This window comes from Deinococcus sp. QL22 (assembly GCF_023370075.1).
Taxonomy (GTDB): domain Bacteria; phylum Deinococcota; class Deinococci; order Deinococcales; family Deinococcaceae; genus Deinococcus.
Window position 1 is genome coordinate 268,398 of the sequence record NZ_CP097153.1, and the last position, 14,150, is coordinate 282,547.

General features: G+C 63.6%; 8 protein-coding genes and 1 pseudogene. 5 read left to right on the plus strand and 4 right to left on the minus strand.

Annotated features, from left to right (window positions below; translation table 11 throughout):
* Positions 1-46 precede the first annotated feature (46 nt).
* The 3 genes from M1R55_RS25960 to M1R55_RS25970 all read right to left on the minus strand — a co-directional run bounded on the left by M1R55_RS25960 (position 47) and on the right by M1R55_RS25970 (position 4,252).
* Positions 47-2,749, minus strand: a complete 2,703-nt coding sequence (locus M1R55_RS25960; protein WP_249395877.1) for a VcbS — start codon at positions 2,747-2,749, stop codon at positions 47-49.
* Positions 2,750-2,760: 11 nt separating this feature from the next.
* Positions 2,761-3,789, minus strand: coding sequence for a hypothetical protein (locus M1R55_RS25965; protein ID WP_249395878.1), 1,029 nt, complete (start codon positions 3,787-3,789; stop codon positions 2,761-2,763).
* Between the two features lie 265 nt (positions 3,790-4,054).
* A complete protein-coding gene (locus tag M1R55_RS25970) occupies positions 4,055-4,252 on the minus strand; it encodes a hypothetical protein (RefSeq protein ID WP_249395879.1) in 198 nt (65 codons plus the stop codon).
* 577 nt (positions 4,253-4,829) lie between these two features.
* On the opposite strand from M1R55_RS25970, the gene M1R55_RS25975 reads away from it, so the two are divergent.
* The gene (locus M1R55_RS25975) at positions 4,830-7,304 is read left to right on the plus strand and encodes a bifunctional diguanylate cyclase/phosphodiesterase (RefSeq protein ID WP_249395880.1); all 2,475 of its coding nucleotides are present in this window, start codon (positions 4,830-4,832) and stop codon (positions 7,302-7,304) included.
* Positions 7,305-7,429: 125 nt separating this feature from the next.
* Here M1R55_RS25975 and M1R55_RS25980 read toward each other — a convergent pair.
* A pseudogene (locus tag M1R55_RS25980) lies at positions 7,430-8,214 on the minus strand (transposase).
* Positions 8,215-8,667: 453 nt separating this feature from the next.
* On the opposite strand from M1R55_RS25980, the gene M1R55_RS25985 reads away from it, so the two are divergent.
* From M1R55_RS25985 to M1R55_RS26000, 4 genes are all read left to right on the plus strand, one after another.
* A complete protein-coding gene (locus M1R55_RS25985; protein ID WP_249395881.1) occupies positions 8,668-10,344 on the plus strand; it encodes a DNA repair helicase XPB in 1,677 nt (558 codons plus the stop codon).
* Positions 10,345-10,428: 84 nt separating this feature from the next.
* Positions 10,429-10,728: a hypothetical protein gene (locus M1R55_RS25990; RefSeq protein WP_249395882.1), complete on the plus strand. Its 300-nt coding sequence runs from the start codon at positions 10,429-10,431 to the stop codon at positions 10,726-10,728.
* On the plus strand, positions 10,725-13,160 hold the full coding sequence (locus M1R55_RS25995; RefSeq protein ID WP_249395883.1) for a helicase-associated domain-containing protein: 2,436 nt from the start codon (positions 10,725-10,727) through the stop codon (positions 13,158-13,160). The genes M1R55_RS25990 and M1R55_RS25995 overlap by 4 nt, the downstream gene beginning before the upstream one ends.
* A 291-nt stretch (positions 13,161-13,451) precedes the next feature.
* The gene (locus M1R55_RS26000) at positions 13,452-14,108 is read left to right on the plus strand and encodes a GntR family transcriptional regulator (protein ID WP_249395884.1); all 657 of its coding nucleotides are present in this window, start codon (positions 13,452-13,454) and stop codon (positions 14,106-14,108) included.
* The last annotated feature ends 42 nt before the right edge of the window (positions 14,109-14,150 follow it).

The window sequence follows — 14,150 nt, forward strand, 5'->3', positions numbered from 1 at the left end:
CGGGAGAAAATTGGTTCAAACATGGGCTGAGGCCCTTGCCGCCAACTCAGAAGGTGGGCAGGGTGCAAGTCAGGGTTGTGACATTGGTGGTCTGTGCAAAGACGGTGGAAGGCATGTTGCGCCCGGCGACAAAAGCCGCGACATTGCCCGAATTGGTGCCGCTGCCCGTGAGGCCCTGCAAGGCCAGCGGATTGCTGCCCACCTGCCACAGGTAGATGCCGAACGTACTCGGGTCAGTGAGGTTGCCGCGCATGATGTTGCCCGAGACATTGGCACACAGCGTGTTGTTCTCACCGGGGGTGCCGCTGCCACTTTGCAGCGACATGCTGTCGAGACCAAACCCACCCGGGGTTGACGCCGTGTTGTTGGTGGCCGTGACGTCCAGCCGCCCGGTTTTTTCCTTGGCCGCGAAGTCCAGCCCATAGCTGCCGTAGCCACTGACGGTATTACTGTCGACTACAAAGCGGGCCGTGCCCAGGCCGTCGACAAACAGCGAGACGCCGTTGGCCGCGCCCGCCGGATTGAGGGTGATCTGGTTGCGCCGCACGTAGCCCTGATCGGCTTGAGAAGTGGCGTGGGCGCTGCGGTACGTTAAGCCGCCCCCCTGTGAGGTCGTGTTGCTGACGGTGTTGTCGTCGAACGTGACCTGCGCGTCGGCCTGCCCGTCGTGCCGGAACTGCATGGCGGTGCTCGCATTGTTGGCGAACACATTGTTGGTGACCACCAGATGGGCGCGCCCTGTCTGTGTGGGCAAGGTGCGGTAATCCACGCCGAGGCCAGCATTGTTTTGCAGCCGCATCCTCGACAGGCTGACGCTGAGCAGGCGGTTCTGGGGCTGAATGGAAACCCCGCTGAGTGCCGCTCCCGAAAGAGTGCCCCCTGAAGAGGCCGTGCCCGTCCCACTGACCGTCAGGTTGCCGCCCACGTCGCTGAGGGTCAGGCCGTTGGAGGGCGAGGCCGCCGAATCGAGGCGCGTGAACGACGCGGCCAGGACGCCGCCCGTCAGGGTCAAGGCAGGGCCAGCCGTGGCTCCTGCACTGAGGGCGCTGGCTGTGAAGGTGCCGAAATTGCTGCCCGACACCCCAGCCGTTTGGCCCGTGATGCCGAGGCCACGCACGGTGTTGTTCTGGGCCAGTGTGACGCCCACGCCCCCCGCGTGCCCGATCAGGCTGGGATTGCTGCCCGCCGCGAGAATGGTGGTGGCTCCGACGGTGAGCGCCGCGGCCTCTCCGGTCAAGACCTGATTGTTCTTCAGTACGATTCCGGCGTTCTGGCCGCTGGTGGTGGCGTTGCCCCGCGCCACGTACAGGGTATCGCCCGTCCCCGACGCGGTCTGGGCAGCCGCCAGGGTATTGAAGGGCGTGTCTTGACGGCCATCGCCGTTGCTCCCGCTGTTGTTCACGTACCAGACCCGGCCCGCCACATTCACGTCGACGTTGGTGTCGGGGCTGGAGCAGGTGCGGTTATCGGTGACGCGGTAGGTCAGGCGGTCTGTCACAGCGGGCGTTCCGTCGCCCACTTTGGGCCGGAAGATGACGTTGCCCGCCGCATCGACGCTCACGTTGCCGCCGCGTGTGCTGGTGGCCGTGCCGCTGAAACTGGGTGTGGCTCCAGCATAGACCGAATAGGCCGCCGCCAGACCACTCGCCGCCGCCACGTTCAGGCGCGTGTTGCCAATGGCGTTCAGGGCCGAGAGTGGCGATTTGAGGGCCAGGTCGCCGCCCACGCGGGCCAGCCGGGCCGTGTTGCCCGCCGTGGTGGCCGACCCCACGAACAGGGCCGTACTGCCCGTAACGCTGCTGCCACACAGGGTGACCACTGGGGTATTGACTCCCAACGCGGCGGCGCGGGCGGCGGCCTCACTGCCCACGCCCTGTTCTTCCACGCTTTCGGTCACGCGGGTCAGGCTGTCGTCCATGGCCTCAAACGACACCGTAAAGCCGAATGGGTCGTCGGCCACCGTGGGTTGCAGCGGTATTTTGACCGCCAGCGTCACCAGACCGTCGAACTGACCCACCGCCGGACTGGCGGCCAGCGTGCGGCTGCCGGTATTGGTCTTGTGGCGCACCACGAATCCGTACGGAAAGAGCCGCACCGCGCCCGCTGGAACCGCGCTGACTTCCTGTTCGGCAAATACCTGCAAGTCTTCGCCACCGGCCAACGGCTTGGGCAGGTCGGTGGCCCGGTTCAGGGTCATGGCGTGGGTGGGCAAGATGGTCGGGGCGACGGCGGCACTGGCCGCGCTGCCATCAAAACGGGTCAGGCTGCCTATCGCCGTCTCACCGCTAGTGGTGGGCGTACTGGCCGCCACCAGCGTCAGGTTGCTGCGGGCGTCGGTGTAGGCCGCGCCGTTCTGGGCCGCGTTCCTGACCCGGAAGGTGACGTACAGGTAGCGCATGCCCCCGGCCCCGCGTTGCCCTACGGTAAATGAGCCGTTGGAGACGGGTTCGAGTTGAATGCCGCTCCGGGCAGTCAGCGCCTGTGGTTCTAAGTCCGATTGGGGCACCTGCCGGGCGGTAAAAGTGCCGTCGGGCTGGCCCGCAAAGGCGATATTGACCACGCCGAGCGGCCTGAGTTCTGCCAGTTGCGGCGTACTGGGCAGGTCGGCGCCCGGAACAGGAACCGGAGTGGCAACCCCGGCAGGAACAGACGCGCTTGGCGGCGCGGGAGAGCTGCACGCCCCCAACACCAGGGCACCCAGCAGGGCAACAGCAAGAGGCGGCAGTGACCGCTTGGACAGTGATCGCATGGAAGCCCTCCTCATGGGCACACGTTGACGAGGTAAGCGGCGGTGGGCGACCCGGCCAGATCAGCGGTGCGAACCTGACAGACCAGGCGGGAAGGCAGGGGGGGCGCAGAGACATAGCCAGTCCCCGGAAGCGTGTTGAGCAGGGTAGCGTTGGCCCCGGCGGCACGCGCCAGCAGGGGGGCGCTGCCCAGGGCCTGCTCGTCCAGACTCTGCGTGATGCGGGTGTTGGGGTCTTCGACCACCAGAAAGGTCAGCCGGAAAGCCCAGGGGTCACGGCGGTTGCCCTGCGGCGGCGTTTGCTGGGCGTCGTCGGGCTGAAGGGGCAATTTGACGCTGAGGGCCACCCGTCCGTCGTACTGGCCCGCCACTGGGTTGGCCGCCAGGGTGCGCCCGCCCGCCGGGGTATCCACGACGTAGCCGTAAGGAAACACCGTTTGCACCCCCAACTGGGCATAACTGCTGACGGGCACACCTGCCCGTGAAAACTGGCTGGCCTGCACTTCACTCTCCGTGAACACCTGCAAATCTTCGCCGCCGCCGGAAGGCAGGGCTTTGGCCGCCAAAGGCGAATACTGCATGGCGTGTGTGGGCTGAAAAGACCGCGCTACACCCGCAGAAGCCGCTGACCCGCCGAACGTGGTCAGGGTGCTCACTGCGGTGCCGTCTACGTTGCTGGGCAACCCCACAGCGATCAGGGTCAGGTTGCTGCGGGCCGTGGCCGAAGCTGTCCCGTCTTGCGCGGCGTTGCGAACGGCGTAGGTGGCGGTGATATACCGGACGCCCCCAGCGTTGCGCGGCCCCACGTCAAACACGCTGACACTGAGGGCTTTGATGTCCAAGCCGCCGGTCTGTTCAGGCAATGCCAGCGGGCGCACTCGGCTGGTCATGTCTGCCGAACCGATCTGCTCGAAGCTGACTTCAATAAGGCCCAGCGGCTGCATTCCCCCGGCTGCGGGCGGGTTTTGTGTCGCGCAGCCCAGCAACATCAGGGTCACTCCAGCTACCAAAGGCCATAGGCGAGGTACGGTGATCAACGTCATTCCATTCTCCTGGGCGGCGCAGCTTTCAGCCGGATCTTCTGACTCCGTCTTTGCCCGCGTGATGTGTTGCCCGACGTGCCGGGAATTTAAGGGGCCGCATTTGTCTTTTGGATCAACCGAGCAAGAAAAGAAAGGCAGAAAGTGCGCCGCAGCGGGAATGGAGAAGTTCTGACGCTCCTGCGGCAAAGCGGAGCCTGAGCAGCGAGGGACTGAGCGCACGGGTTGGCAGTGTCCAGAAGGTTGGACGCGGCAGAACGGACTTGCTCTAGTTGTTGTCAGTAGGAAAGCCGAAATTGCCGGGGCCACCGGGAATCGACTGGGTCAGCGTCACGACTTGCCACTGACCCAGAGGCGTGACTTGCGGGGCGATGTACGTGTTGGGCGTCTCGCTAGACTCCGTTCCTTGAGGGTCACCATGAGGAGCTTCGGCCCACGCCTTAAGATTGTCGTCCAGTTTCTTCATCTTTTTCATAGTATTAGGACGTTTTCACATTTGACGTTAAATTTTCGGCTCTTAAGCAACAGGCTATGCAGCCAGTTCTCCTGCCGATCTGCTAATAAGGTCAAACTGCTCCGGCCGTGCAGCAACAAGAGGAGGAAGGCGGGGAAGTAACCCAGTTGCAAGGTGCCCGCAGCCTCTGTCGCAATCCAGTCCTCCGGTACATTCAGCACGAGGTGGCTTCACAACCATTTCATGCCAGATCAGGCAGCTTGAAGTGTGCTCGGGCCACAGCCAGCTAGAGCAACATTCAATCCCCAGAACTCTTCAGGGTTGGGTTGGTACATGAGCAGTATGCCCGGTGGAAAATGGCCCGACGGTCAACAAGAAAAGAAGTCGGTTTCTAGCCACTTTGCACTGAAAAGTGGCCCTGCGTTAAATAAACTCCGATTCGCAAGGGTTTGAAGGCTTCACCAATTGAGCTGACCCGGTCTTTAGAAACCGACTGGACATTTCAATGCTCAACCGGAGTTTCTTAACCAACCGGCGGCCTGGCTATGCAGTGCATCACGGGCACTCTATCTTCGAGGTTGAGGTGGTTTTGTCTGTTCCTGCCACATTGCCTGATTGGGCTTTGCTGCTGTCTTCCCTGCCCCAAGCTGCACTTGCACCTTGGCTGGTACTGTGCGCCCAAGTGGGGCAAGCACAGGCGGCGGGCCTGAGGCTGAGTGCCGGAGAGGTGGTGTGGGAATCGGCCACGCCCAACCGGCCCAGCACGGCAGCCCAGCGGCGTTACAACTTTGCCTTTGGGGAACTTTCCGGAGAGCTGAGCCTGTGGGAGCCGAGTAATGCCCCCGAACCTGCCGAACCACTTCGGCCAGAAGCGGTGGCGGCAGTGGCCAGCCTGGTCGGTCACCTGCTCCATGTCAGTTCCGCCCTGTTGGACTTTTCAGACCCACTCCCGCCCCCCGCAGCTGCACTCGACCAGTTTCGGGATGGTGTGGCGGTGCTGGACGCGGGTGCAGTGTCGGGCGGTGGGGCCACAGACGAGCCGGGGCCCCGCGTCCTCTATGTCAACCCAGAATTGCTGCATCAGACAGGCTTTACGGCAGGGGAACTGCTGGGGCAACCCTGGTGGAGTCTGCTGGGGCCAGAGACCACGCCGCAGACCCTTGGGCGACTGCGCGGAGCCGTGGAGCAGGGGCGCAGCGTCCGGATAGAAGTGCCTCAGCAGCACCAGGATGGCCGCACGGTTTGGGCCGAATTGTCTTTGACTCCAGTCAGAGCTGAGCGTGGAGACCTGACCCATTGGCTGGCCCACTGGAGGGCGGCGCGGCCCAACCTCGTCCCCGACGCCCGTACATCAGATTCTCCCGATGCCGAGTGGGCACAGGTGTGGGAACTGGCCGCCAAAAATGCCCCGCTGGTCGAAGTGCTAGCCCGCCTAGTGAGCAGTGTAGAACGGCAGTTTGGGGGGCGGCGTGCGGTGATCGTGCTGTCAGAGGAACCGCCCACCGTCCTCACGGCGCAGGGGGAGGCGAGCAAGAGCGGCGGGCAACTGTTTGGACTACAGGCCAACGAAACGCAGTGGATTCAGCCCATCAGCAGCAGCACGGGCCAGCAGTTGGGCACGCTCCTGGTTCAGGCTCAGGGCGGCCCCGATGCAGACACGCGCGCCAAGTTGGAGGCGGCGGCGGGCTTGGCGGCCCTCGTGATAGAGCGTTCGGCTTCTCAGGCGGTGCTGGAGCGGCTGGCCCTGCACGACGCACTGACGGGCCTGCCCAACCGGGTGCTATTCGGGCGCGAGCTGGAGCGGGCGGTGGCAGAGGGGCAGGAGGGTGATGGGGTGGGAAGATCCCTGATCGGCGTGGCCCTGATGGATCTTGACCGCTTCAAGACCATCAACGATACCCTCGGCCACAGCGTCGGGGACGCCCTTCTGCAGCAAGTCGCGCTGCGGCTGCGGGGGGCACTGGAACCGGGCGACCTGCTGGCCCGCATGGGCGGCGACGAGTTTTTGCTGCTGATGGGCCGCTCGGCCACACCGCAGCAGGTGCAGCAGGTGGCCGGGCGCTTGCTGCACACCTTCAGTCAGCCGTTCGTGCTGGCCGGGCGCGAGATTTTTATGCAACCGAGCCTTGGTTTCAGCGTGTTGCCGCGCCGCAGCGCCGACACCGAACGGCTGATTCAGCAGGCCGACACCGCCATGTATCAGGCCAAGCGGCAGGGAGGCGGCTACGCGCTGTACCGCCTGGGCACAGGCGAATCGCTGACCGCCATGACGCTGGAAAGTGGTCTGCACCGCGCCTTGGAGCGCCAGGAATTCAGGTTGGACTATCAGCCGCAACTGGACACCCGCACCGGGGAACTTGTCGGAGCCGAAGCCTTACTGCGCTGGCAACATCCCGAACTGGGCCTGATCTTGCCCGGCGAGTTCATTCCGCTGGCCGAAGTCACGGGCCTCATCGTGCCCATCGGCGCGTGGGTGCTGCGTCAGGGGTGCTTGCAAGCGGCGGCGTGGGTGGCCCAGATGCCCCATCTCAGGATGGCCGTGAACCTGTCGGCGCGGCAATTTCAACAGCCCGACCTGATCGACACGGTCACGCGGGCGCTGACGGCTGCCGGACTGGACGCGCAACACCTTGAACTGGAACTCACCGAAAGTATGCTGGTGCAGGCCCAGGACGCCAAAATCACGCTGGAGCGTCTCAAAGATCTAGGCGTGCGGGTGGTCGTGGACGACTTCGGCACCGGGTATTCCAACCTCGCCTACCTCAAGCAGTACCCCATCGACGCCCTGAAGATCAACGCGACGTTTACCGACAAAGTGGGCGGCGACTTAAGCACCGCCATCCGCGACGAGGTGCTGGTCAAGGCAGTGATGAATCTGGCCCACGCGCTGGATCTGGCGGTGACAGTAGAAGGTGTGGAGCGCCCCGAACAACTGGACTTTTTGCGCCGCCACAACTGCGACTACGTGCAGGGGTACCTGCTGGGGCCACCGCAGGAAGCGGGGCGACTGATGGAGATGTTTCCGGAGTTGGCCGGGCCGGGCGTACCTGAGGAATTGGTCTGATCGGGATGCTGATTGAGAGCGCTGGCGTTTCAAAGGATTTGTCCAAATGACAGCGTTAGAAAAAGACTCCTGACGCTTCCATTCTCCCAAATACTTACCGCGAATAGGGGTTGCCCGGAAGGCCATCAGGTGCTGAAATCAAAGAATTTCAGGTTGTGTGCTAGGACGGTCAGTGCGACCTTGAGCCGCAGACTCAGGTACGTTTTGACCTGTCCCCATCGCAGCCCAGCCCCGACCAGTACGGAAAACGCAGACTCTACACACTTCCTGGCAGCGCCATATTCGGCTCGCCAACGAGGATCAACCCGTCTGGCATTGATCTTCGGTGGCGTCAGGCAGGTTCCGGATTGATCGCCCTGATCCTCAATTTGCTTTGGCCCACCAAAAGCGGGCCAATCTCGGTTCATCTCGCACAGCACAGTGAAATCGTGCTGATTGGCTGGGCGAATCTCGTATTTCGCAATCTTGCCATTCAGAGCGCACCCGGCATGCAGCTTGAAGCCATAGACCGGTCCAGCGGTGCTGAACCATGTCGGGCCCCACGGAATTTGCAGCGGGGGGCGCGCTTGAAGGTCGAGACGGGCAGGGGCTGCGAATCCACCGCGATGAAGTCCAGGCACTGGACTTCGGAGGCCAGCTGCTCGACGACCGGGGTCAACCGGGCGAGTCGAATGCGGGCCTGGGGCGCAGAGGGGAAGTGCGGAAAGTGGTTGAGTTTGAGAAAGCGCCACCAGCGGTTGAAATAGGGCACCTTGTGCAGGCCTTGGAGGATCGCAACCCCGATGAGATCAGCATCGCTGATCTTCTCGTGGGAATGGATGAGCTTCGGCAGAAGGTGAGGCGCGATCCAGCGGCTCAGCAGGGTGACAGCGGTGGAAAGCGGCAGTACAGTGAGGTCGGGACGGCCCATAACACCGTCCCTTTCGCATTTTTTGCCCTACAACTAAACAACCCTGCACTGAAAGTACAGGGGTTTGGAAGCGACTAAAGTCGCCTTGACGCTATGACTCTTACGCCGCTCTCTCTTGGACGGGTCGCCTGTCATTCCGTATCGGTTGCAGGGTAGTTTTTACCTTCTCTGCCGAAATGTCTGATCTCACAGCCGCTTGCACTAAAGTACATGGCTTAAGACCAGCGCGTTGGAACAGTCAACCCCTATTCGCGGCTACTCATTAAATTCACTCACTTCGTTCAGTCAGAAGCAAACAACTCTTTTGAGAATTGCTCTCAATACTTCAGCACTCCACATTGACCCTGTGTGTATGTTTCAGGCCCGCAATGACCTTGCTGCGGGGCACCTGCTCGAATTCGACTGGATTCTTGGTGCTGCTTCTCCAATCGCGCGACCTGTCAAACTCTCCCCATGTCGTTTGACCCGTCGAATCCGCTCATCGTGCAGGCCGACCGGAGCGTGTTCCTAGAAGCATTTAATCCGCGTGCAGAGGCCGCACGAACGGACATCGCGCCGTTTGCGGAGTTGCTGAGCAGTCCGGAGCATCTGCATACCTACCGGGTCACGCCGCTGTCGCTGTGGAACGCCGCCAGCGCGGGCATGACGGCAGAGGCGATGGTTGACGCCCTTGCCCGGCATGCCAAATTTCCGTTGCCCGACAACGTAGCGACCGATATCCGCGAGTTAGCGGGGCGGTGGGGACGCCTCAGACTGGAACAGTACGACTCCATGTTGCTGCTGATCGTCAGGGCCGGAGACGAAGCCCTACTGACCGAATTGACGCGCCACAAAGGCATCAAGCCGCTGCTGGGAGAAGTGATGTCGCCCACGGTGGTGACCGTTCCGGCAGCGCACCGGGGCGTGCTGAAGCAGGAACTCATCGAGGTCGGCTGGCCGGTCGACGATCAGGCCGGATATACCGATGGAGACGCGCTGGCGGTGCAGCTCTCGGACACGCTTCAGGTACGCGGGTATCAGTGGGAAGCCGCCCAAGCCTTTTACCGGGCGGGCAGCGACAAGGGTGGTTCGGGGGTGGTGGTCTTGGCCCCCGGCGCGGGAAAAACCGTGGTGGGCATGGTCGCCATGAGTCTGGTGGGGCAGCGCACCCTGATCCTGACCACCAACCGCACCAGCGTGAACCAGTGGTACCGCGAACTGCTGGGCAAAACGCAGCTGATGCCGGACGACGTGAGCGAGTACGCGGCGGGCAAACCGCTGACCCCGGTCACGCTCTGCACCTATCAGATGCTTACTCACCGCAAGCGGGGCAGCCTCAGCGAAGATATCGGGGCCTACCCGCACCTCGCCCTGATCGGCGCGTCCGAGTGGGGCCTGATTATTTATGATGAAGTTCACCTGCTGCCCGCCCCGGTGTTTCGCCTGACCGCCGAAGTGCAGGCCCGCAGACGCCTCGGCCTGACCGCGACCCTGATCCGCGAGGACGGGCGGGAGAGCGACGTGTTCGCGCTGATTGGGCCGAAACGCTACGACCAGCCCTGGAAAACCTTGGAGGAACAGGGCTGGATCGCGCAGGCCCATTGCCTGGAGGTTCGCTTGCGCCTACCGCCCGCCGAACGCCTGACGTACGCGGTGGCCCCAGACGCCGACAAGCACCGCATCGCCGCCGAAAACCCCGCCAAGCGCACCGTGTTGCAACAGGTGATGGCGCGGCATGAGGGGAGTCCGACCCTGATTATCGGGCAGTTTCTGAACCAGTTGGAACTGATCGGCGCTGATCTGGAGGCCCCCGTAATTACCGGGAAAACGCCGCAGCGCACGCGAGAAGAGCTGTTTCAGGCCTTCCGCGAGGGCCGCCTGAAGACGCTGATCCTGTCTAAGGTCGGCAACTTCGCCCTCGACTTGCCCGACGCCGAGGTGCTGATTCAGGTGTCCGGTGCCTTTGGGTCGCGTCAGGAAGAAGCGCAGCGGTTGGGGCGGCTGCTGAGGCCCAAAGCCGATGGCCGCGCCGCATACTTTTATTCGCTCGTGACCCGCGAAACCAGCGAGGAAGATTTTGCCCACCACCGGCAGCTGTTTTTGGCGGCGCAGGGGTATTCTTACGGCATTCTGGATGAATCTGAAGTCTGAATCTGATCCGGGGGAAACGAATTTCAGCGTCCCCTCTCTGCTGTTCCTGGCCTTCAGCCCCTCTTCGTCCGCACCGGAGTTTGCATGACTGACGCCCCGAAAAAACGCAACCCACCGACCAAACGTGTGAAAACGCCGCCTACAGCTTCCGCCTCCCAGCCGCTCCTCTCCGGGGTGCAAACAGTAGTGGCGCACCGTCCGTTGAGCGTGCTGGAAGTGCAGGACAGTGCCGATCTGGACGCGCTGCTGCTGGACGCCCGCTTTGCCGGACAGGTCGTCTCGCGGCTCGGCCCGACCTTCGCCCTGCTGACTCCCGGCAGCGAAAAGGCGGTGCTGGAGGCGCTCCGCAAGGCAGGCCACCTGCCGAGGGTGGTTGGAGGATGACGGCAGTGGGGATCACAGAGTTGACCTCGCCGCTGCGTCTGGAGCAGATGGCCAACGTGCTGGGCACCAGTCACTTCAACCGGGTGGCCAAACGCTACAGCGGCGAAAAGGGGCTGAACGGAAAGGCCGCTGGCCGGGACGCGCTGATCAGAACTTTTGCCAACCCCGGACGGCTCGACGCCTTGGTCGCCAAACTCCATCCCACCGAGCTTCAGTTGCTCAGCGAGGTGCGGCGTCAGGGCGGGGCGATGGACGGCTGGGCGCTGTACAGCTTTGCGCGGCTGCGTGGCCTCTCCACGCCGCCGATCAAGCTCGATCCTTACGGGCCGAACCTGTTCGAGGGCTACCGGGGCGCGGAGTTTGCTGGGGCCGACCTGATCTGGACGCTGTTTGCCGACGGCCTGTTGTTTCCAGCGGCGCTCCCCAATCCCTGGGTGCGGGACACCTACGCCTACTTTCAGCACCGACCCTTTCCAGACTTGCCGGGGTCGTGGGTGCTGGCCGACCCACGCTTGCTGGCGCGGTTGCCGGAAACAAAACCCGCCCCGCTGACCGTCAAGCCGGTCAAGGTGGACACGGCCCAAGTGCCGAATACCACCCAGGCGGCGGCGCGGTTGGCCCTGCGCCTGCAAGAACTCCTGCGCGGCGTTCGGCTGCTGGGCGGCTTGGGGGTCACGCAGGCCGGAACATACAACAAAGCGGCGCTGGGCAAACTGAGCAAACTGCTGCCCGCCCTGGAGAACATAGGAAGCTGGTTGGTGGTCGCACAGCAGCTTGGCGTGTTGCAGTTGGACGCGGCGGGAAAACAGGTGGAGGTGAATGCAGCGCAGGCGCAGGCCTTGGCCGACGCTGGCCCGCTCTCCCTGCTGGGCCATTTGGCGCAGATGGTGGGCGTGCTGCCCCGGCCCGAAGATCAGGAGCACCGCCTGCCGCACGCCGGGGCGCTGCGCTCCTGCTTGGCGGCGCTGCTGCGCGACCTGCCGCACCCCACCACCGAAGCCGAGTTGCTGCGGATCATGAACGTGGTGACCCCGGTAGAACTGCGCCTGCAACAGCCCGACTACGGCCTCATGACTAGCCGCCAAGTGACCAACCCGCAGGCGTGGGCCGCCTGGCTCGGGGCCACCCTGCGCGGCACCCTCACGGAGTTTGGTTTGGTCAGCCTGGAGCAGCGTGACGGGGAAGCGGTGGTGCTGCCGACAGTTGCAGTAGACGCTGCTCCGAAACAGGACATGACCCCCAAAACCTCCCCCACCGTGTCCGCGCCACCCGCCTGGATTTTGCAACCGAATTTCGAGTTGCTGGTGTACCCAGCCCAGCTTGCGGTGCATCAATGGGCGGTGTTGCAGGCGGCAGAGGCGGTGCGCTTCGACCTCCAGACCGCCACCTACCGCCTGACACGGGAAAGCGTGTATGCCGCGCTGGAAGGCGGCCTGAGCCTCGCTGACTTGCTGGGCGGCTTGCAGGCAGGCTCGGCCACCCCGCTGGCGGCCAATATGCGGAGCACCATTCAGGACTGGGCGGCGCGGCGGGAGCGCCTGACGGTGCATCAGGGCGTGACCCTGCTGGAATACCCCACCCGCGCCGAGCGGGACGCCGCACTCGGCTCCGGCGGGACGGCAGTGGGCGACACCCTGCTGATGCTCGCCCCGGGGCAAAAGCTCCGGCCCGGTATCCCCATCCTGAAGTACGACCAACCCCCAGCAAAAACCCTAAAATTCAGCGCAGACGGCTCATTTAGCGTGACTGGCGAACAAGATTTCTTGACCCGTCAATTGCTGGAAGGCCGGATTCTGACCGCGGGCAAAGACAACTACACCCTCCGGCCCACCCTCCCCGGCGGCCTCCCCACCTCCTTTTTGAGTGATCTGGAGGCCCGCAGTTCCAGCCGGTTGCCCGGCACCCTGCGCCTGCAACTCGGCGTCTGGAGTGGCTCGGTGCCGCCTCCCAGCGTGGCTCCGGTGACGCTCATTCAGCATCCTCAGGCGCAGGCCCTCGCGCAGCATCCCGCCCTGAAAGAATTTATCGGCCTGAGCCTCGGCCCCAACTTATTTACGGTGAAGGCGGGCAAAGAAGCCGCCCTGGAGACTGCATTGAGCGCCCTCGGCCTGGCCCCCAACCGAAAGATTGCCGCTCCACAAAGCGCGGCCTCCGACCTGCTGATCATCACCGACACCCGCAAGAAGCGCGAGTTTTTAGAAGAAGCCATTCGCAACGGTCACAACCTGCTGATCCAGTATCAGGAGGAAAAACTGGTCGGTTCGGGCTGGTACGGCAGCCGGGTCAGCGCAGGCAAACGCCGCCTAGAAGAATTTCAGCCCATGCGGGTCGACCGCGACGGCTCCACCCCTTACCTCCAGGCCCGCGAACTGAAAAGCGGTGAGGAAGAACGCATCCGGATTCAGTACATCTTGGGACTGGCGATTCGGTAGCGCCGTCGTCCGGCTGTGATGACTGGCGCAACAGGCGGCCGTGAGGCTTCCGGCTGGGTGATCAGGATGATTGCTGTGTGGCACCGGCCTTGCTGGCAACTGTGCTGTCGTCACCCTCTCCAGTGGCAGCTCGGCCAGAGCGCAGAAGGTCAGTCTCTAGCCGAACCCACTTTTAGGGTGCTTGTATTTTTACCTGTTGCATGTAACACTCAAGCTCGTTCCACAATTTAACAGCAGTTGAAATCATCCGTAGCGCCTCCCTTGGTGCATCCTGCGCGGTGAAGAGGAGGGTTGACGTTGCTTAAGCCAGTCGCCAGCGCACGGGTCGTGGATGTGGTCCGCGAGCGGTTGCGTGGCGCAATTCTGAGCGGGGAACTCGCGCCGGGCAGCCGCCTGAGCGTTCCCGAACTTGCCCGGCAACTGGAAGTCAGCCGCTCTCCGGTGCGCGAAGCCGTGCTGCTATTGGTCGGAGAAGGGCTGGCGGTGGAGCACTCGCGGCGCGGCGTAGAAGTCATCAACCTGACCCTCGCTGATCTGCTGGAACTGTACGAGTTGCGGGCCAACATGGACAGCCTCGCCGCACGGCTGGCCGCCACCCGTATGAGCAGCACCGACCTGACGGCCCTGCGCGGCGTGCTGGACGCACAGGGCGCAGCCGCCATCGGGGACTGGCGGGGCTTCCGGGAACTCGACGCCCGTTTTCACCAGATCATCGTGCAGACCAGCGGCAACCGGCGGCTGGCGCGGCACGCCGAACTGCTTTCGCGCGAGATGCGGCTGGCGGGGCCGCTGCACATCAACGAAAGCTGGCACCTGAAACGAAGCCACGAGGAACACCGCGAGATAGAACGCGCCCTGCGGCAACGTGACGGCCCCGCCGCCGAAGTCGCCATGCACGCCCACCTGACCCGCGTGGCTGAAACAGTGGCCGCGCGTCACCGCCGCTGATCTCCGTTCTGTTGACCCTCTCATTCATTCTCCCTAGGAGCC